Annotated in this window: 20 protein-coding genes; 14 read left to right on the top strand and 6 right to left on the bottom strand. The window is 34.3% G+C overall.

What is annotated here, in order from left to right; all coding sequences use genetic code 11:
* Positions 1-997: 997 nt before the first annotated feature.
* Positions 998-1270, bottom strand: a complete 273-nt coding sequence (locus C8P67_RS18915; RefSeq protein WP_115814750.1) for a hypothetical protein — start codon at positions 1268-1270, stop codon at positions 998-1000.
* A gap of 290 nt (positions 1271-1560) precedes the next feature.
* On the opposite strand from C8P67_RS18915, the gene C8P67_RS18920 reads away from it, so the two are divergent.
* On the top strand, positions 1561-1839 hold the full coding sequence (locus tag C8P67_RS18920; RefSeq protein ID WP_115814751.1) for a hypothetical protein: 279 nt from the start codon (positions 1561-1563) through the stop codon (positions 1837-1839).
* A 282-nt stretch (positions 1840-2121) separates the two neighbouring features.
* On the opposite strand, the gene C8P67_RS18925 is transcribed toward C8P67_RS18920, so the two are convergent.
* Positions 2122-3768: a S41 family peptidase gene (locus C8P67_RS18925; RefSeq protein WP_115814752.1), complete on the bottom strand. Its 1647-nt coding sequence runs from the start codon at positions 3766-3768 to the stop codon at positions 2122-2124.
* A gap of 398 nt (positions 3769-4166) precedes the next feature.
* Here C8P67_RS18925 and C8P67_RS18930 point away from each other — a divergent pair, with 398 nt between their 5' ends.
* Positions 4167-4409: a hypothetical protein gene (locus C8P67_RS18930; RefSeq protein WP_115814753.1), complete on the top strand. Its 243-nt coding sequence runs from the start codon at positions 4167-4169 to the stop codon at positions 4407-4409.
* A gap of 36 nt (positions 4410-4445) precedes the next feature.
* Here the strand turns inward: C8P67_RS18930 and C8P67_RS18935 are convergent, their stop codons facing one another.
* A complete protein-coding gene (locus C8P67_RS18935; protein WP_115814754.1) occupies positions 4446-5033 on the bottom strand; it encodes a riboflavin synthase in 588 nt (195 codons plus the stop codon).
* Between the two features lie 58 nt (positions 5034-5091).
* On the opposite strand from C8P67_RS18935, the gene pdxA reads away from it, so the two are divergent.
* From pdxA to C8P67_RS18995, 12 genes are all read left to right on the top strand, one after another.
* Entirely contained in the window at positions 5092-6141 is a 1050-nt protein-coding gene (gene pdxA / locus C8P67_RS18940; protein ID WP_115814755.1) for a 4-hydroxythreonine-4-phosphate dehydrogenase PdxA, read from the top strand.
* Between the two features lie 84 nt (positions 6142-6225).
* Positions 6226-6768 carry a YceD family protein gene (locus tag C8P67_RS18945; RefSeq protein WP_115814756.1) on the top strand — a complete coding sequence of 181 codons (543 nt, stop codon included), beginning with the start codon at positions 6226-6228 and terminating at the stop codon, positions 6766-6768.
* A gap of 9 nt (positions 6769-6777) precedes the next feature.
* Positions 6778-6975 carry a 50S ribosomal protein L32 gene (gene rpmF / locus C8P67_RS18950; RefSeq protein ID WP_115814757.1) on the top strand — a complete coding sequence of 66 codons (198 nt, stop codon included), beginning with the start codon at positions 6778-6780 and terminating at the stop codon, positions 6973-6975.
* Between the two features lie 174 nt (positions 6976-7149).
* Positions 7150-8148: a beta-ketoacyl-ACP synthase III gene (locus tag C8P67_RS18955; protein WP_115814758.1), complete on the top strand. Its 999-nt coding sequence runs from the start codon at positions 7150-7152 to the stop codon at positions 8146-8148.
* A 23-nt stretch (positions 8149-8171) separates the two neighbouring features.
* Positions 8172-8651: an acetyl-CoA carboxylase biotin carboxyl carrier protein gene (accB, locus tag C8P67_RS18960; RefSeq protein ID WP_115814759.1), complete on the top strand. Its 480-nt coding sequence runs from the start codon at positions 8172-8174 to the stop codon at positions 8649-8651.
* A gap of 106 nt (positions 8652-8757) precedes the next feature.
* On the top strand, positions 8758-10104 hold the full coding sequence (gene accC, locus C8P67_RS18965) for an acetyl-CoA carboxylase biotin carboxylase subunit (RefSeq protein ID WP_115814760.1): 1347 nt from the start codon (positions 8758-8760) through the stop codon (positions 10102-10104).
* A gap of 294 nt (positions 10105-10398) precedes the next feature.
* Entirely contained in the window at positions 10399-10695 is a 297-nt protein-coding gene (locus C8P67_RS18970) for a hypothetical protein (RefSeq protein WP_115814761.1), read from the top strand.
* A 53-nt stretch (positions 10696-10748) separates the two neighbouring features.
* The gene (locus C8P67_RS18975; protein WP_115814762.1) at positions 10749-11045 is read left to right on the top strand and encodes a hypothetical protein; all 297 of its coding nucleotides are present in this window, start codon (positions 10749-10751) and stop codon (positions 11043-11045) included.
* 48 nt (positions 11046-11093) lie between these two features.
* Entirely contained in the window at positions 11094-11390 is a 297-nt protein-coding gene (locus C8P67_RS18980) for a hypothetical protein (protein ID WP_115814763.1), read from the top strand.
* A 15-nt stretch (positions 11391-11405) separates the two neighbouring features.
* Complete coding sequence (locus C8P67_RS18985; protein ID WP_115814764.1) at positions 11406-11705, top strand: PepSY-like domain-containing protein; 300 nt, start codon at positions 11406-11408, stop codon at positions 11703-11705.
* Positions 11677-11991, top strand: a complete 315-nt coding sequence (locus C8P67_RS18990; protein WP_245980514.1) for a hypothetical protein — start codon at positions 11677-11679, stop codon at positions 11989-11991. The genes C8P67_RS18985 and C8P67_RS18990 overlap by 29 nt, the downstream gene beginning before the upstream one ends.
* A 137-nt stretch (positions 11992-12128) precedes the next feature.
* Positions 12129-13469: a sigma-54-dependent transcriptional regulator gene (locus C8P67_RS18995; protein ID WP_115814765.1), complete on the top strand. Its 1341-nt coding sequence runs from the start codon at positions 12129-12131 to the stop codon at positions 13467-13469.
* On the opposite strand, the gene C8P67_RS19000 is transcribed toward C8P67_RS18995, so the two are convergent.
* From C8P67_RS19000 to C8P67_RS19015, 3 genes are all read right to left on the bottom strand, one after another.
* A complete protein-coding gene (locus C8P67_RS19000) occupies positions 13466-15907 on the bottom strand; it encodes an ATP-binding response regulator (protein ID WP_115814766.1) in 2442 nt (813 codons plus the stop codon). The genes C8P67_RS18995 and C8P67_RS19000 overlap by 4 nt on opposite strands.
* A 265-nt stretch (positions 15908-16172) precedes the next feature.
* Positions 16173-17369 carry a C1 family peptidase gene (locus C8P67_RS19010; protein WP_115814768.1) on the bottom strand — a complete coding sequence of 399 codons (1197 nt, stop codon included), beginning with the start codon at positions 17367-17369 and terminating at the stop codon, positions 16173-16175.
* A 76-nt stretch (positions 17370-17445) separates the two neighbouring features.
* Complete coding sequence (locus C8P67_RS19015) at positions 17446-19347, bottom strand: S9 family peptidase (protein WP_115814769.1); 1902 nt, start codon at positions 19345-19347, stop codon at positions 17446-17448.
* Positions 19348-19395: the final 48 nt, after the last annotated feature.

The raw sequence follows: 19395 nt of genomic DNA on the forward strand, positions 1-19395 counted from the left end.
CCGATCTGCTGGAGCTATTCCCTGGAACTGATCTGCCGATCCAATATGAGCCGATCTGCTGGAGCTATTCCCTGGAACTGATCTGCCGATCCAATGTGAGCCGATCTGCTGGAGCTATTCCCTGGAACTGATCTGCCGATCCAATGTGAGCCGATCTGCTGGAGCTATTCCCTGGAACTGATCTGCCGATCCAATATGAGCCGATCTGCTGGAGCTATTCCCTGGAACTGATCTGCCGATCCAATATGAGCCGATCTGCTGGAGCTATTCCCTGGAACTGATCTGCCGATCCAATATGAGCCGATCTGCTGGAGCTATTCCCTGGAACTGATCTGCCGATCCAATATGAGCCGATCTGCTGGAGCTATTCCCTGGAACTGATCTGCCGATCCAATATGAGCCGATCTGCTGGAGCTATTCCCTGGAACTGATCTGCCGATCCAATATGAGCCGATCTGCTGGAGCTATTCCCTGGAACTGATCTGCCGATCCAATATGAGCCGATCTGCTGGAGCTATTCCCTGGAACTGATCTGCCGATCCAATGTGAGCCGATCTGCTGGAGCTATTCCCTGGAACTGATCTGCCGATCCAATGTGAGCCGATCTGCTGGAGCTATTCCCTGGAACTGATCTGCCGATCCAATGTGAGCCGATCTGCTGGAGCTATTCCCTGGAACTGATCTGCCGATCCAATGTGAGCCGATCTGCTGGAGCTATTCCCTGGAACTGATCTGCCGATCCAATATGAGCCGATCTGCTGGAGCTATTCCCTGGAACTGATCTACTGATTCAATATGAGCCGATATGCTGGAGCTACTGCCTGGAACTGATCTATTGATCCAATATGAACCGATCTGCTGGAGTTGTTAGTTGCCAACAATCAAATGATCCTATACTTATTTGCTAGAGCGATCCAGCGGGGCATGCTTTTAACTTAAAAAAAAATGAATATAAATTTTCTGCCAATAAAAAAACCCTACTAAGTAGGGTTTTTAATTATTTTGCTATTTTAAGTAAGTTTTCGTACTCTTCGGAATAGTTAGAAACTTTTTGAATTTTCTTTAATTCATGTTTTACATCTGCAAAGCCAGTCTTTGACTCAATATGTAATCCATCAAGTTGACTTTGTAGAGCATCTATTTTATTATCAAGGATTTCAAAATTTTCATCAATTTTTTTTGTCGCCTCAATAACTTTAGTATTTACGCCTAAAATAATTTTAGTTAAAGTATCTATTTTTTCCTCTAAACTAGCGTTACTATGATCCATGATTTGTGTTGTTTTTTATGTTTTTGTGTTCAAAATGATGCAAAAAAATGCGTCAAACCGCATGATTTACCATGCAAAAGTATAAAAAAGCATCATTAATCGGTAAATAATGGGAATTATCGCCACCTTAAAACGTTATTTATACAGATTATAAATAAGGTTTGTATGTGAAAATGTTTGTTAAGTGGTCATTATTATGCGATCCTTTAATAATAATTTGCAGGATCGATTCACTGGCTACGATCTAACAACTAAGAAGCAAACTAAAATATATTACGTATTTTTGTTATATGGAAACAATATTTAATTACAATCCTTCACTCCAAGAACTAAGCGACATTCGCTTTGATTCTCTTTCATTGTGTTTAAAATTTGCTATTGATATTGAAGAGGAACTTACTCCAGCTATTTATAAAAAACTGATCTCACAGGAAAACGCATATTATGATTTAGCGTGTTTATTCGAATTTAGAGGCGATGAAGACAAAGCAAATGAGTACTGGAGTAAATTACCCGAAAACCACAAAACAAACGGCTTGGGGCTTGATAATTATATTCAAACTTCTTAGAATCAGTATAAATTAGTGTTTCTACCTGTTTTCTACCCAAAAACTAAAAAAATAAAAAATCCGTTTATTTACAGTACTTAACAGCGTTTTTAGTTAGTGCAGGTGGGACCACTTATTAAGAATATAAAGCCTTATAAACATTGCGTTTGTAAGGCTTTTTTATTTTCAGGGGCGGAATGAGGGGACTAAAAAAACTAGGTTAAAAAGTAATTTATAAATCCCCTCAAATAACAGTTCTTGTTTTTATTTTAAAAGCTTTATAAATATAGCCTTTAATATCAATTAGTCTACCTTTGTTCCGTTGGCAAAAAGTATTGCTCTATCCAGCACTTCGTCTTTTCCTTGTTGAATTCCTAAAATAGTTGGTTTAACTACAATGTCAAGAACAATTCCAATACGCTGCGTTTCTTTTTTATTTGGATAAAATACCCCATAACCAGAAAAACTTGTTCTAAATCCCTTGATGATTTGAAATCTAATATTAGAACCGTCAGCTCCTGCGGTCTGACTACCAACTATTGTTTGGTTCGGTGCAGTCTGCAATACCATAGTTAAGTATTCTGATTGACTAAATGTTTTCTCATTAACTAGCGAAATTACTTTTCCCTTATAATAATCCGGGTTTTCTTTTCCACATTTTTGCATATCAGCCCAATAAAATCTGCCGGGATAAGTTAAGTCAGGAACAATTTGTCTGGCATATTGTTTTTCAGATGGATTTAAGTATTCGGCAAGAGATAAGAGTACTTCTTTTGGATAGCCCCTGATATCAAAAACAATAGCCTTTGTATTTTTAAATTCTTCCATAATCTTTGGAAGATTAGAAACACTAAGTTTTTCTATATTAACATAACCTATATTTCCTTGTAACAATTCCCATTCTGGTTTTAGATTTTTTTCTTTAGAGATAGTAATTTTACCAAGAGGATAACGATTGATTATTTTAGTTCTGGTAACACCATCTCTAGTTAATTCAACACTTACCGTATCTGCATTACCATTTAAAAGAACATATTGAAAATTATCCAGCATCGAAGCATTATTGGAACCGCTTACATATTGCTTTTTTTCACTGATAACCTCATTGATACTTTTGCCGTCAATTTTGGTGATGACATCTCCAAATTTTAAATCATTTTCTAAAGCTAGATTGGCATCATAGAAATCTACAATTATTATTTTATCATCTATTATTTTAAAAATGATTGGAGTAAATTTTAGCCCCAAGTATTCGTGTACTTTCATTGCATCGAAACTTGCATGTCTATCATTTAATTTTACTGTAAGTTCTCTCAAGGCCAAATTATAATCAGTTTCAGATTCTGAATTATTGAACCTCGGTATCATCTGCTGTAGCGTAATATCCCATTTTTGATCCATCTGATACTTATAAGGAAAAAAATACTCAACAAGGTTCCAATATCTGAAAAAAGCTAGAAGGCGTAAGTTTTTATCAGTCCATTTAAAATCCGGATATAGAATTTCATTTTTTAACAGATCTGATTCGTAATCAACGTAATATTGTTTGCCTTGATATCTATTGTTTTGAATTAGCGAAAGTTTTTTAGAGAGACTTTTAGAAAAAACTTTAGAATCATTAGTCCAGGATAAATCCAGATTTTTAGTAAAATACTCGATCTTTGGATCTGATTTTACTTTCTCGTAAGTTTGTATTTCGCCTTGCTCGGCAATCCAGTTCTCTAGAACAGTGGAGAATTCTTCTTTGGTTTGAGCGTTTTCTATTTTTGGAAGAATAGTAAAAAGCTGTTCATCCCAATTTTTGCTTCCATTGGCAACTTTGGGGTGATAGTATTTTAAAAATCCCCAAATTTTGCAGGTGGCTTCCAATTTTTGATTTTCAGATATTGTATTTTGAGCAAATATACATTGAAGCATTAAAATAAAGATAACAAGTAGTTTTTTTTTCATTTGGATTTAATTTCTAAAGTTTTATGAATAAAAAGATTTAGGATTTATGTTTGCCTTTCAAAATACAATCTTTTGTACGAATATAATCATAAAATTTTCTGCTTATATGAAGTATTCATTTTAATTTAAATCAAGGACAAGTCCCCTAAACTATTTTCAAAAAAAATATTAAAACCGACTAATCCCGATTAATATAAAATATTCGGCAAAAGCATCTTACACAAAAAAATCTCTTTATAAGATTTTACATTAGTTAAAAAGACAAAATCGTAGTGCCTTAAAACTTTATATTTAATCTCTCGTCCATTTCTTGCTAATTAAAAAAATAATTATAGATTTGCAATCTAACAATAGTTTAGGCCCAAAAACAAATCACTCTACCACTGCCCCTAGTAATTATGAAGATAGATTTTAAAAAAGCTTTTTACAAAATTATTTTTTTGTTTTTTTTCCTTTATGGCTATGTAGCTCATGCGGATGACCCTCCAGCTCCATGCCCTGGAGGAGAACCACAACCTTGCGTACCACCTCCATACCCTGCTCCTATAGACGATAATATTATTATATTACTTTTAATAGCTGTATCATTTGGAATATATATGATACACAACAGCAAACTAAACAAAAAAAGACCAATTTAAAATTGGTCTTTTTTTATGTTTTAAATTTATTCATCGCTATTTATTTGCATAGAGCCTTGAAACATATTTCCCAATTACGTCAAATTCTAAATTAACCTTTGTCCCTACAACAAACGAATTAAAATTAGTGTGTTCGTAAGTATAAGGAATAATCGCTACACTAAAATTAGTTGCACCAGAATTAACAACTGTCAAACTTACTCCATTTACTGTAATGGAACCTTTCTCAATAGTTATATTATTTAAACTGGAGTCATACTCAAAAGTATAGAGCCAGCTTCCTTGGGTTTCCTCAGCCACAACACAAGTTCCCACTTGATCTACATGGCCTTGCACAATGTGTCCATCCAAACGATCTCCCAGCTTCATCGCTCTTTCCAGATTAACAATATCTCCAGCTTTCCAATTGGATATGTTGGTTTTTTTAATAGTTTCTCCAATAGCCGTAACCGTATAATGATTTCCTGCTATAGCAACAACTGTCAAGCATATTCCGTTATGAGCTACACTTTGATCTATTTTTAATTCATTAGCTAATACCGAATCTATAGTGATATGAATATTATCCTGCTCTTTTTTAACTTCTTGGACTACACCAAGTGTTTCAATGATTCCTGTAAACATTTCTTGTTTTATTTTACTAAATTTGCAGTTCAAAATTAGCAATAAATAACTAGAGGACATTATGAAAAAAGCAGAAAATATAATCGTAGGAATTTCAATAGGAGATTTAAACGGTATTGGAAGCGAAGTGATTCTAAAAACATTCGAAGATACACGCATGTTAGAATTATGCACTCCCGTTATTTTTGCCAACGTAAAAATTTTATCATTCATCAGAAAAAATTTCGAATCTATTGTTCCTTTACACGGCATAGACAAACTAGACCAAATTGTAATTGGCAAAGTCAATGTTTTCAATCTTTGGAGAGAAGGAATTGATTTAAACCTTGGAACAAATGACGAAAAAGTGGGTCAGTATGCCATAAAATCATTTGTAGCCGCTACCAAAGCATTAAAAGATGGCGAAATAGACGTATTGGTTACCGCACCTATTAATAAGTATAATATTCAATCGGAAGATTTTAAATTCCCGGGACACACTGATTATTTAAATCAAGAGCTGGAAGGCAATGCATTAATGTTAATGGTTCAGGACAATTTAAGAGTTGGTTTGTTAACTGATCATGTCCCAATCAACGAAGTTGCCGCACATTTAACCGAAGAATTAATTATAAAAAAAATCGGAACCATAAATCAAACATTAATTCAGGATTTTAGCATCAATAAACCAAGAATTGCAGTTCTAGGCCTTAATCCTCATTGTGGAGACGGCGGCGTAATTGGAAATGAAGATGACGCAATATTAAAACCTGCCCTGAAAAAAATATTCGAAAAAGGAACTCTTGTTTTTGGTCCTTTTGCAGCAGATGGCTTTTTTGGGAGTAATCAATATGAAAAATATGATGCCATAATAGCCACATATCATGATCAAGGTTTAATTCCTTTTAAAACATTATCTTTTGGCAATGGCGTAAATTACACAGCAGGCCTTAACAAAGTAAGAACTTCTCCAGATCATGGAACCGCCTACGACATTGCCGGAAAAAATAAAGCCGACTATAATTCTTTCAAAGAAGCTGTTTATTTAGCAATTGACGTTTATAATGCAAGAAATCAATATGCAGAAATAAGCGAAAAACCCCTAAAAACAAAAGAAAAACAGTTATAAACAAAAAAAGGTGAATAACATTATTAGATTTCCATTTATTTTATATCTTTGCACTCCCGAAGTTTAGGGCAAATTATTGCTGAAATGAAACAGACAAAAGAATATACAATTCCTTTCGTAGGATTGAAGCTGGGGAAACATAAATTTGAGTATCAAATAAGTAATGCGTTCTTTGAAATCTTTGATTATAATGAATTTCAAAATTCAGACATCAAAGTAAATGTTGTTTTAGACAAGCAAAGCAATTTGTTAGAAATAAATTTCAAGCACCAAGGAACTATAAATGTGCCTTGCGACATGACAGGAGAAGATTTTGATTTACCAATAAAAGGAAAATTAAAACTTATTGTTCGATTTGGAGAGACTTTTAATAATGATAATGAAGAGCTGCTTATACTTCCTTTTGGGGAATTTGAAATAGACATCGCTCAATATATTTATGAGATGATTGTACTTTCAATCCCGCAAAGAAGAGTACATCCTGGAGTAAAGGATGGCAGTTTAAATACTGAAGCTTTGACAAAACTAAAAGAATTGACAATTAAAGAGCAAAAAAAAGAAAAGAAAGAAGAAGAAAATATAGACCCACGCTGGGACAAATTAAAGCAACTATTAACGGATAAATAATATAGTAAAATGGCACATCCTAAGAGAAAAATCTCGAAAACAAGAAGAGACAAAAGAAGAACACATTACAAAGCTACAGTAGCTCAGATTGCTACATGTCCAATTACTGGAGAAGCACATTTATACCACAGAGCTTATTGGCATGAAGGAAAAATGTATTACAGAGGACAAGTTGTAATCGATAAATCTGTCGTAACTCTTGCTTAATACGTTTTTGTAATAATACTGGAACTCTCACCTCGTGAGAGTTTTTTTTGTTGTTTATAATTTCGCCCCCCAAATAAGAAAAACTTAACACAATTAGTTTGGTTTTTTTATTGTAATTTTAGAAACTTTTAAAAATTTTGCAAATGGCAACATTTGCAATAAATAATCGCGTAAATGAGTACAATTACAGCCGCAATTACCGCAGTTGGTGGTTATGTTCCTGACTTTGTTCTTTCTAACAAAGTGCTAGAAACAATGGTCGACACTAATGATGAATGGATAACCACACGCACAGGAATCAAAGAAAGAAGAATACTAAAAGATGCCGATAAAGGAACTTCATTTCTTGCCATAAAAGCGGCACAAGATTTAATTGCTAAATCAAATATTGACCCTCTTGAAATAGATTTAGTTTTAATGGCCACTGCAACTGCAGATATGCCAGTAGCTTCAACAGGCGCACATGTGGCTACTTCAATAGGCGCTACTAATGCATTTGCATATGATTTACAAGCAGCCTGCTCTAGCTTTCTATTTGGAATGTCAACTGCAGCAGCTTATATCCAATCTGGAAGATACAAAAAAGTTCTATTAATAGGAGCCGATAAAATGTCATCTATTGTAGATTACAAAGACAGATCTACCTGTATTATTTTTGGAGACGGTGCTGGCGCGGTATTATTTGAGCCTAACTACGAAGGGTATGGATTACAGGATGAATACTTAAGAAGTGATAGTGTAGGTCGTGATTTCTTGAAAATCCCAGCTGGCGGATCTCTTCTGCCAACAAGCATTAAAACCGTAAATGACAACCAGCACAACATCATCCAGGATGGAAAAACTGTTTTCAAATACGCCGTTACCAATATGGCCGATGCAAGTGAATTGATCTTAAAAAGAAATAATCTTACTAACGAAGATGTAAATTGGCTGGTTCCGCATCAAGCAAACAAACGTATTATTGACGCTACAGCTCATAGAATGAACTTAGAAGATGACAAAGTATTGATGAATATTGAAAAATACGGCAATACTACATCAGCAACATTACCATTAGTATTATTTGATTTTGAGCACCTTTTCAAAAAAGGAGACACTATCATTCTTGCTGCTTTTGGCGGTGGTTTTACATGGGGATCTATTTACTTAACTTGGGCTTACGATAAAAAATAAATTAAAACTAAAAAGAAATAATTATGGATTTAAAAGAAATTCAAAATCTAATCAAATTTGTAGCAAATTCAGGTGTTGCAGAAGTAAAATTAGAAATGGATGATGTTAAAATCACCATCAGAACTACTTTAGAAGGAAATGTTACTGAAGCAACTTATGTGCAGCAGTTACCAGTTCAGAACGCACTTCCTCAAGCTGCCGCTCCACAGCAGATTACTCCAGTAGCAGCTGCTCCCGTGGCCGAACCAGTTGAGACAAATAATTATATTACAATAAAATCACCAATCATTGGTACTTTCTACAGAAAACCTGCTCCAGACAAACCAATGTTTGCCGAAGTTGGTAAAACCATTTCTAAAGGAGATGTTCTTTGCGTAATTGAAGCGATGAAATTATTCAACGAAATTGAATCAGAAGTATCTGGTAAAATTGTCAAAATATTAGTAGACGATATGTCTCCAGTAGAATTTGACCAGCCTTTATTCTTAGTAGATCCATCATAATTTTAGATTTTAGATTGCAGATTTTAGATTCCTGATTGATTTTAAATCAAGCTAAAAAACTAATTATCTAATTATCAAAATTGCCTAATTATCTAATTGAAAAAAAATGTTTAAAAAAATACTAATCGCAAATAGAGGAGAGATAGCACTTCGTGTTATTCGAACCTGCAGAGAAATGGGCATCAAAACTGTGGCTGTTTATTCTACTGCCGATGCCGAGAGTCTGCATGTAAAATTTGCTGATGAAGCAGTTTGTATCGGACCGCCTCCAAGTAATTTGTCTTATTTAAAGATGTCAAATATTATTGCTGCTGCAGAAATTACAAACGCAGATGCAATTCATCCAGGTTACGGATTTCTATCTGAGAATGCAAAATTTTCCAAAATTTGTCAAGAGCATAATATAAAATTCATTGGTGCATCTCCTGAAATGATTGACAGAATGGGAGACAAAGCTTCTGCAAAAGCTACAATGATTGAAGCTGGAGTTCCTTGTGTGCCAGGTTCAGTTGGGATTTTAGAATCATTTGAACAAGCGGCAGAATTAGCCGATAAATTTGGATACCCAGTAATGCTTAAAGCAACTGCTGGTGGTGGCGGAAAAGGAATGAGAGCTGTATGGGCCCCTGAAGATTTATTAAAAGCCTGGGAAGGAGCTCGTCAAGAATCAGCTGCTGCTTTTGGAAATGACGGAATGTATCTTGAAAAATTAATTGAAGAGCCTCGCCATATCGAAATTCAAGTTGTTGGTGATTCATACGGTAAAGCTTGTCACCTTTCTGAAAGAGACTGTTCTGTGCAGCGCCGTCACCAAAAATTGACCGAAGAAACTCCTTCTCCATTTATGACCGACGAATTGCGTAATAAAATGGGAGAAGCGGCTGTAAAAGCAGCAGAATATATAAAATACGAAGGTGCTGGGACTGTTGAGTTTTTGGTCGACAAACACAGAAACTTTTATTTCATGGAAATGAATACCCGTATTCAGGTAGAACACCCAATTACGGAACAGGTAGTAGATTATGACTTGATCCGCGAGCAGATTCTAGTAGCTGCCGGTGTGCCAATTTCAGGAAGAAATTACATGCCACAATTACATGCTATTGAATGCCGTATCAATGCTGAAGATCCGTATAACGACTTTAGACCATCTCCAGGTAAAATCACTACATTACATATGCCAGGAGGGCACGGAGTACGTTTAGACACTCATGTCTATTCAGGATATACAATTCCGCCAAACTATGATTCAATGATTGCTAAACTAATTACTACAGCCCAAACTCGTGAAGAAGCTATTAGTAAAATGAGAAGAGCTTTAGATGAATTCGTAATCGAAGGAATTAAAACGACTATTCCATTCCACAGACAATTAATGGATGATGCAAGATATATTGCAGGAGATTATACCACTGCATTTATGGATGATTTTAAAATGAATCCAATAGAATAATTTTAAGAGGCTGTCATTTTTAGACAGCCTTTTTTTTTACACAAAAACCCAGCAGATAAAAAAACTGCTGGGTTTTCTTTTTTAAATTTTATCCTTGGTAAACAGTTATTGTGTATACTTTTTACACACCTATCCACCAAATTACACACTTTTTTACTTTTCAATTTTAGCGTAACACCATCAAACTTCTTTAAATACAGTAGTTTATGCGCTTTGACATATTCCTTTTCCCTTTTGGCATACTATTTTCATTATCTAAAGTGTAAACAACTTAATAATTAAATATAATACATTATGAAAAACTTATTTCTATCTGCCGCCATCGTTTTGGGAAGTTTAACCTCGTTTGCTTCAACTTCTGCAATATCTAATACTGTTGTAAAAAGCATTTATATTGGAGATGAATACACTGAAATTAAAATAGCAGAACTTCCATCAGCTATTAGTGAATCTCTGAAGAAAGCACAGCCAGATGCAGTAATTATTAAAGCATACAAAAACGAAAAATCAGAATACAAATTAGACATTACAGCAGGCGGAAAAACAGAGAGTCTTTTTGCAAATGCAGACGGATCTTGGATTAAAAAATAATCTCGCCGTCTTTCTTTAATTAATATTAATAAACAATACTAAATACAATCATTATGAAAAATTTATTTTTATCAGCCACCATCGTTTTGGGAAGTTTAACTTCATTTGCTGCAACTTCTGCAGTTTCAAACACAATAGTAAAAACAATTTCAGTTGAAGATGAATATACTGAAATAAAATTGGAAGAAGTTCCAACTGCAGTAACAGATGCTCTTAAAAAAGCATATCCAGAAGGAGTTCTTTCTAAAGCATATAAAAATGCAAAATCAGAATATAAATTAGAAGTTACAGTTGGTGACAAAGTAGGTTCTCTTTATGCAAATGCTGATGGAACCTGGATTAAAAAATAATCCTGTCCTCTTTAAAAACTAATAAATCAACAATTAAATACAATCATTATGAAAAATTTATTTTTATCAGCCGCAATAGTTTTGGGAAGTTTAACTTCATTTGCCACAACTTCTCCAGTTTCAAATACAATTGTAAAAACAATTTCAGTTCAAGATGAATATACTGAAATTAAATTAGAAGAAGTTCCATCTGCTATAACTGATGCCCTTAAAAAAGCATATCCAGACGGAGTTCTTTCTAAAGCATATAAAAATGCAAAATCAGAATATAAATTAGATGTTACCGTTGGTGACAAAGTAGGCTCTCTATATGCGAATGCTGATGGAACCTGGATCAAAAAATAATAAAAAACATATAATATGAAAAAGTTAATCTTATTCGCAACAATAATTTTAGGAGCTATCTCTGTACATGCAGTCAATACTACTACTCAGCAAGTTCTTATTAATCAGTCTGTAAACGCTCAAGAAGAATTTACTGAAGTAAGTTCGGATGCAATTCCTGCCGCCGTTAAATCAACGATTGAAAAATCTTTTCCAGGAACCAAATTAGAAAAGGCGTACAAAAACGAAAAGAACGAGTACAAACTGGAAATTGCAAAAGACGATAAAAAGTTTACTGTATTTACAGATGCCTCAGGTAACATTATTAAAAAATAATAGTAATATAATAAAGATTCTAATTCTAACTTCAGTTATTATTTTAGGAACTGTATCAATTTATTCCATTTTTGAAAATGAGGGAGTTGAATCAAATATAAAGTCCGAATTTATTGAAGTTAGCTTAGATAAAGTTCCTGTGACAGTGAAAGCTGCTCTAGAAACAGAATACTCCGGCGCAAAGCTAGTCAAAGCTTATGTGAATGAGAAAAAAGAGTACAAACTAGAATTATCAGTCGGAAACCAGAAAGCTACTGTTTTTACAGATGTTGATGGCAACTGGTAAAATAATACTTGGGGGAATTAGATTTATGTTTTTGATTGAAAAGAGATTGTTATTTATAACAGTCTCTTTTTTTTGCATAATATTATGAAAATACAAGTTTATTAATATTATTTTAGCGGAATAGCTGTTAAAAACAAATGTCAAAGATATTACTCATAGAAGATGATATTTCATTCTGCAAATTATTGGAGAAATTTCTAATAAAGAAAGAATACCAAGTGTCTATTGCTTTTTCTGCAGCCGAAGCCAGATTGGCTGTCAAAAAAGAGTTCTTTAATTTGATTCTGATGGACATCCGGCTGCCAGATTCTGACGGCATTGGGCTCATGACCGAATTTAAAAATTCAAATCCAGATACACCAATTATTCTTATGACTGGATATTCGGATGTTAATACTGCAGTGAAAGCTATCAAAAACGGCGCTGCTGACTACATTTCAAAACCATTTAATCCAGACGAGGTTTTATTGGTAATTACAAATGCAATGCAGATTCCTCAAGAAACAAGTCCTTCCAAAGAAAAGATAATTGATAAAAAACCAAAGGAATTCAATAACGAATTTGTAAAAGGAATTTCGGTGGCTTCAAAAAAATTATTGGATCATATACAATTAGTGAGCCCAACAGACATGTCGGTTTTAATTATTGGAGAAAGTGGCACAGGAAAAGAAATCATTGCCAAAAGCATCCACCAGCAAAGCAATAGAAAAAACAGCAATTTCATTGCTGTTGATTGTGGCGCGATTCCAAAAGAATTAGCAGCAAGCGAGTTTTTTGGTCATTTAAAAGGATCATTTACTGGAGCAATCAGTGATAAGATAGGCTATTTTGAAGCTGCAAACGGAGGAACACTTTTCTTGGACGAAATTGGAAATCTTTCGTACGAAAATCAGATACAATTGTTGAGGGCACTGCAGGAACGAAAAATAAAACCTGTTGGCAGCAATAAAGAAATTAATGTTGATATCCGAATCATTACTGCTACCAATGAAGATTTGCGTGAAGCGGTCAAAAACGGTGATTTCAGAGAAGATTTATATCATAGAATTAATGAGTTTTCCATCCTATCGCCTTCGCTGACAGACAGAGGCGAAGATTTAATGATTTTTGCTGATTATTTTCTTGAAAAAGCGAATCATCAGCTGAATAAAGAAGTTATTGGATTTTCTCCAGAAGTAATTGCTATTTTTCAAAAATACAATTGGCCGGGCAATCTGCGGGAACTGCAAAATTGTGTAAAACGGGCAACTCTTTTAACGCGGAGCGATTATATTGAAAGTGATGTTTTACCAGCAGAATTTTTTCACGTACAAAAACAGCAGCAGTCCAATGAAACTTTTTCATTATCAGAAAATGAACGAGAAGCCATCATTCAGGCATTATCAAGGACGCAGAACAACAAATCAGAAGCAGCAAAATTGCTTAAAATTACAAGAAAAACGCTTTATAATAAATTGAAGCATTATAAAATAGACTAAACAATTTCTTTATTTAAAGCTGTAAAAAGCACATCAATATTTACTTTTAGAGAATCAAAAAGGCTTTCCAAATCAAAGTTCTCCAAATTATTTTCCTCCAATGATTTTAGAATTTCTCCTATTTGATGGGCTTCAATCTGCCGAAACATTGGTGCAATTCTATGGGAAACAGCATTAATTTCGGATGTATTTTTTTCGTTAATAGCATTTTCTAAATAAACCATATTTTTTTTAGTACTTTCTATAAACTGATTTAAAAAAACAGATAAGCCTTCATTATCATTTCCTAAAAACTGTTTTAATGTTTTTAATGAATATGGCTTTACATCAATAATTTCTTCAGGTTTATCGATTTCAATTGCAGGAAACTCTTTGTTTTCTACAATATTCTGAATTGTTTCCAGTAATACCTTTGGAGAATACGGTTTTTTAATCACAGTTGTAAAACCAGCTTCGATAAAAATGGAATAATCCAAATCTGTACGGCCTGTCAATGCAATTATTGGCTGGTTATTGTATGCTGAATTATTGGTACTTTTTAATTTTTCAATGAACAAAAAACCATCCATCACAGGCATTTGGATATCGGTAATTATAAAATCAAAATTGGTATTTTCTATTGTTTTCAAAGCTTTTTCAGCATTGTCAAAAGATAAGACCTTATGATTTTCCTGTTCTAAAACAGTGCTGGTTAAATGCAGCAGATTACTGTCATCATCAACTACAATAAAAGTATATTTTTTAGTATCTAGAGAGACTGACTTTTCGATCTTGGTAACATCGTTTAAACTAGTATCAAACTGCAATGGAAGTTCAATTATAAAAGTACTTCCTTTACCAAATTCACTTTCCAGTTTCAAACTGCCTCCCAAAATAGTGATGATCTTTTGACAGATAGCTAATCCTAAACCAGTTCCTCCGTATTTTTTTTCTATATTTTCATTGGCCTGAGCAAATTCTTCGAAAACCAGCTTTTGATTTCCCTTTTCAATTCCAATTCCCGAATCTTCTACTGAAATGGCAAAAGCAGAGTTGTCAGAAGTTGGAAAAGCGCTGATTTTAATATATCCTTCATCTGTAAATTTGTAAGCATTTCCTATAATATTACTCAAAATCTGTTTTAGCCGGAAAGGATCACCTACGATGTTTTTATTCAGCTTCTCATCAACATGAACAGTAAGATTAATGCTTTTTTGCTTATAAACGGTCTGAATACTTTTGGCAACCTCATCAATAACTTCGGGTAACAAAAAAGGCACTTTTTCAATTGTAATTTTTCCAGCTTCAATTTGAGAAAAATCCAATAAATCCTGAACCAATTGTGTGATATATTCGGAAGAGTTTTTGATGTTCTTCACGAAATACGACTGTTTAGTATTGACCTCTGAATTGCCTAAAAGTTCTGTGTATCCAACAATGGTACTCAATGGTGTTTTTAAATCGTGGCTGACGGTCGATATAAGCTGTTCACGACTTTTCAGCAAATTTTTTGTTTTGAAATTGGCAATTTCCAGCTGTTTTTTATACAGTTGAGATTTCGAATAATCGCTAACAATCAAAATTGAAAAAATCAATGTCAGCACCAAACCAATTATTGCCGATGTCATTACAACTTCATTGACTTTTTTTAGTGATTTTTCTTTAAGTGTATTGTTTTTTATTGAGTTAATAATGATTTCACGTTCAATGATTCGAAGTACTTTTCGAAGCTGTTCGGAGATGGCAATTTCATTTTTAAGAAGTTTATTTTCTTCAAAATTTAATGATTCTTTTTTCTTTTCAGCCTTCTGTTTTACTGTGGTTAAAAGTTTTTTTGAATGGGCCAAAATCGAATCAGAAGCTTTTTTGCTGAGTGTGTTTGTGCTGTCGTCGGGAATATTTTGGTTAAGATAATCAACATATTTCCGAAGTACATTTCGCTGATAAGTTCCTAATTGTTCTGGATTTTTGGCAAAATCCTTGAGTACCAGTTTTCGAAGTTTGGACTCCATTCTGGTGATTTCATTAATGGCATTATCTACCGAAACTTCATCTTCGGCTTTGTTTTTTATAGCTTTTAATTGACGGATATTTTTAGTTTTCTCAGACAGTAAATAGGTTACACTATCCAATAAAGTTTTTTGGTATTGCGTAGTAACAATTTGTTTGAGTGTATCAATCCGAGATTTTAGTGAATCTGTTTCAACTAGATAACTTTTAAAATCTTTCTGAGAATTGGTCTGAATTGTTTTTCGGGCTAAACTTTCGGTTTTATAAATATTCGAGAAAAGTTTGCTTACTTTTAAAATCTTAGTTTTTTCGAAAGCAATTGTATCTTCCAGCTTGTTGTAGACAACATTTTCAGAATATAAAACCCAGCCTACAGTGAGAACTAATGCCAGCAATGCAAGGTAACCTAAAAGTACTTTAATGGGCGTATAACTTTTTTTGATCTCCATAAATTATATAACGCTGTTTTGTGAGTTTTAGTCCTTGGATAAAAATTCCAAATCTTAACAAGGAAGCACTATGCCTGTCGTTAGCCCCGATAGAAGTGGAAATCCTTTTTATTTTTCCTTTAAAAATAAAAAGATTGCAGCGAATAGCGGGAACTATCTTTATAAAAATACCAAATCTTTCTGCTTCTAAAAATAAATAATAAAATTAAAAAAACAAGCCGCTTCATAAATCTGAAGCGGCTTGTTTAGTATTTGCTAATGCAATTTAAGCACCAATTTTCTTAACGATATCTGTTGGAATTCCTCCTTTATTGACCATAAATGAAGTGGTTTTGTATTTCACAAAATTCTTGCTTACATACAAATACCCTTTGTAATCATTTGTAGTTCCCCAAGAATTTTTTACGATATAATATTCCTTGCCCATTTGATCTTTTGCAATTCCAACGATGTGCATTGCGTGATCGTCAGTAGTCTGGTAATTATCGAATGCTTTCTGGCGAATTTCTTCGGTTATTTCTAGTTCCTGCTTTGGTCCGTTGAACATGTTTTCTTTTTCTTCGGCAGTCATTTCGTCAAACTTTTTAGTTGGAACGTATGCCACACCGTTTTTCCAGCTGAAGCTTTTCTCGCTTACATCTGATGCCCAGGCAACTGTGTAGCCGTTTTTCAAAGCATTGTCAATGATGTTGGTCATATCATTCATTTTAATATTGTATGCCAAATCAAAGGACCAGTTGTCTGGCACCATCATCATGGTTTTGGAATAATAGGGCTTATCGGCATATGAAGCAAATTCTACATATTCGTCAGGATTTATTCCTACCACTTCTTTAGCAAATGTTTGAGGCGTATAACTTTTACCTTTATAAGTGAAGTTTTCCGGCACCTGCCCTAAATAAGAATCAATTACTGCTGCGTATGCTTTTTCCCAGTTTGGAGTAAGTTCTCCGTTTGGATTTTTGACAACTGCGGTCAATACTGCTTCTGACAATGAAGCCATTTCGGCAAACTTATTTTTGGAAGTTCCATAGTTTAAACCGGTGTAAACGGATTGAGGAACTGCTCCGTATTTTTTGTACATATTAATTACATCATGCAATTCTCCTCCATCACCCAAGGTTACGGCTCCATGCATGCGCACGTAGTTTTTACCTTTTTCGACATAAGCATTACGAGCAGAGAAAACCTGAGACAATTCTACCGGCTGTTTTCCAATTCTGATCATTTCTGATTCTAAAAAAGAATTGGTAGAATAACTCCAGCAGGTTCCTGATGAACCTTGATTTTTTACCGAAGTGTTTTCTAAGTTGATTACATCTGTAAATTGAAAGCTTTCGGCACTTTTTGCACTGGCATTTACCTTCAATGAGTTGACCAACCCGTCTTGAGCAGTCATCGTGTGCATTCCAACAACTAAAGCTGTTACAATAAAAAACGGTTTGATTGATAATTTATACATTTTCAAATAGGTTAAGATTTTTTAATATGTAACAAAAAACGAAATATTGTTACAAAAATATCATTTGCTTTGAGATTTACAAGGTTTCTTTAAGCCACTTGTAAAATTCTTTCTGCCAGATCTGAGCGTTTTGAGGATGCAGCACCCAATGGTTTTCTTCTGGGAAATAAAGGAATCTGCTTTTAATTCCTCTTATTTGAGCGGCCTGAAAAGCTTCTTGCCCTTGCCCGATTGGCACTCTAAAATCAATTCCTCCCTGAATAATCAAAATAGGCGTGTTCCAGTTTTGAACATAATTGATAGGATTGAACTGATTATAGGCTTTTTGTGCAACCGCATTGTCCTTCTCCCAGTATGCACCGCCAAAATCCCAATTGTTGAAGAAAACTTCCTCGGTAGTCCCGAACATACTCTGCGTGTTGAAAACTCCGTCGTGGGCAATAAATGTTTTAAATCTGTTGTTATGAATTCCCGCTAAATAAAACACAGAATATCCTCCGTAACTTGCACCAACACAGCCCAAACGTGTTTTATCAACATAACTTTCTTTGGCTACATCATCAATAGCCGAAAGATAGTCGTCCATTACCTGTCCACCCCAATCTTTACTGATCTTTTCATTCCATTCTACTCCATGACCCTGCATACCGCGACGGTTTGGTGCTACAACTACATATCCGTTCGCAGCCATTAATTGGAAATTCCAACGGAAAGAATACGATTGTGTAAGCGGTGATTGCGGTCCTCCCTGGCAAAATAACAGTGTTGGATATTTTTTAGTAGCATCAAAATTAGGAGGCAGAATTACCCAAACCAGCATTTTTTTTCCATCAGTTGTTGTTACGTAGCGTCTTTCAGTTTTACTTAATGCCAATGATGAATAAGTCGCTGTATTAACATTAGTCAGCTGTTTCCAAGTATTTTTCTTCAAATTATAGGAGAATAATTCTGCTGCGTGATTCATATCCGTTCTCGCAACTATGATATTATCTCCTGAAAAACCTACCAAATCACTTACATCAAAATCACCATTTGTAATTTGGTGAACCTGAACTGCAATTTTAGTCATTCCAGGGAAATTCACTTCAAATAATTGTTTTGTGCCGTCTATTGGTGCGATAAAGTAAATTTTTCTACCATCCTGGCTCCATATAAAACTGTCTACAGTTCCGTCCCAATTGGCAGTCAGATTCATTTTCATGCCTTTGAAACTAACAATTAAATCGTTTTTATCTGATTCATATCCGTCACGTTTCATTTGTAACCAAGTCAAATCTCCAGCAGGAGAAAATTGTGGGGCAGTGTCATAACCTGCATTTCCTTCGGATCTGTTAACTGTTTTTCCAGATTCTAAGTTGTACTCATATATATTGGTGTCTGTAGAAAGAGCATATTCAGTTCCTGCTTTTTTCTTGCACACATATACAATGCTTTTGCTGTCCGGCGACCAGATATAATCTTCATCACCGCCAAAAGGTTTTTGCGGACTGTCGAAATTTTCTCCCTTTAGAATATCAATTCCTACAGCACCTTCTTTATTTTCTTTGTAAAAAACGTGGTTAAATTTCCCCTCGTTCCAAGTATCCCAGTGGCGGTAATCTAAGCCGTTATAGATTTGAACATTGGATTTATCTAGCTCAGGATAAAAGTCTTTCCCTAATACTTTATCAATTTTTACTTCCTCACTGTAAACAATAAATTTTCCATCTGGAGAGGTATTTTTATCAGCCAAAACCTCTTTGGTATCCTTAATTTCTACATCTGTTCCGCCATTAATAGCGACGGTATAATACTTCGAACTCGATTTGTTTTCATCGACTGAAGGAGTCGATACTTTATAGACAGCATTCTTGCCGTCTTTTGATATTCCCAACGGAGAAATTCGTCCTAATTTCCAGAGCAATTCTGGAGTCATTACATTTTGTGCACTTGCTGTCAAACTCATCATTGTTAGCATTAAAAAGAGTATTCTTTTCATAATTATTGAAAATATATGTTCAGTTTTCAAATATAGCAATATAATTAT

The sequence above is a fragment of the Flavobacterium aquicola genome, from assembly GCF_003385115.1.
In the GTDB taxonomy this organism is placed as follows: domain Bacteria; phylum Bacteroidota; class Bacteroidia; order Flavobacteriales; family Flavobacteriaceae; genus Flavobacterium; species Flavobacterium aquicola.

Bases quoted from the DNA above. Each gene is read 5' to 3' on its own strand.
- C8P67_RS18975 (WP_115814762.1), top strand. From the start codon at position 10,749: ATGAAAAATTTATTTTTATCAGCCACCATCGTTTTGGGAAGTTTAACT.
- C8P67_RS18915 (WP_115814750.1), bottom strand. From the start codon at position 1,270: ATGGATCATAGTAACGCTAGTTTAGAGGAAAAAATAGATACTTTAACT.
- C8P67_RS18985 (WP_115814764.1), top strand. From the start codon at position 11,406: ATGAAAAAGTTAATCTTATTCGCAACAATAATTTTAGGAGCTATCTCT.
- C8P67_RS18955 (WP_115814758.1), top strand. From the start codon at position 7,150: ATGAGTACAATTACAGCCGCAATTACCGCAGTTGGTGGTTATGTTCCT.
- C8P67_RS19010 (WP_115814768.1), bottom strand. From the start codon at position 17,369: ATGTATAAATTATCAATCAAACCGTTTTTTATTGTAACAGCTTTAGTT.
- C8P67_RS18990 (WP_245980514.1), top strand. From the start codon at position 11,677: ATGCCTCAGGTAACATTATTAAAAAATAATAGTAATATAATAAAGATT.
- C8P67_RS19015 (WP_115814769.1), bottom strand. From the start codon at position 19,347: ATGAAAAGAATACTCTTTTTAATGCTAACAATGATGAGTTTGACAGCA.
- C8P67_RS18925 (WP_115814752.1), bottom strand. From the start codon at position 3,768: ATGAAAAAAAAACTACTTGTTATCTTTATTTTAATGCTTCAATGTATA.
- rpmF (WP_115814757.1), top strand. From the start codon at position 6,778: ATGGCACATCCTAAGAGAAAAATCTCGAAAACAAGAAGAGACAAAAGA.
- accB (WP_115814759.1), top strand. From the start codon at position 8,172: ATGGATTTAAAAGAAATTCAAAATCTAATCAAATTTGTAGCAAATTCA.
- C8P67_RS18980 (WP_115814763.1), top strand. From the start codon at position 11,094: ATGAAAAATTTATTTTTATCAGCCGCAATAGTTTTGGGAAGTTTAACT.
- accC (WP_115814760.1), top strand. From the start codon at position 8,758: ATGTTTAAAAAAATACTAATCGCAAATAGAGGAGAGATAGCACTTCGT.
- C8P67_RS18970 (WP_115814761.1), top strand. From the start codon at position 10,399: ATGAAAAACTTATTTCTATCTGCCGCCATCGTTTTGGGAAGTTTAACC.
- C8P67_RS19000 (WP_115814766.1), bottom strand. From the start codon at position 15,907: ATGGAGATCAAAAAAAGTTATACGCCCATTAAAGTACTTTTAGGTTAC.
- C8P67_RS18995 (WP_115814765.1), top strand. From the start codon at position 12,129: ATGTCAAAGATATTACTCATAGAAGATGATATTTCATTCTGCAAATTA.
- C8P67_RS18935 (WP_115814754.1), bottom strand. From the start codon at position 5,033: ATGTTTACAGGAATCATTGAAACACTTGGTGTAGTCCAAGAAGTTAAA.
- C8P67_RS18945 (WP_115814756.1), top strand. From the start codon at position 6,226: ATGAAACAGACAAAAGAATATACAATTCCTTTCGTAGGATTGAAGCTG.
- C8P67_RS18930 (WP_115814753.1), top strand. From the start codon at position 4,167: ATGAAGATAGATTTTAAAAAAGCTTTTTACAAAATTATTTTTTTGTTT.
- C8P67_RS18920 (WP_115814751.1), top strand. From the start codon at position 1,561: ATGGAAACAATATTTAATTACAATCCTTCACTCCAAGAACTAAGCGAC.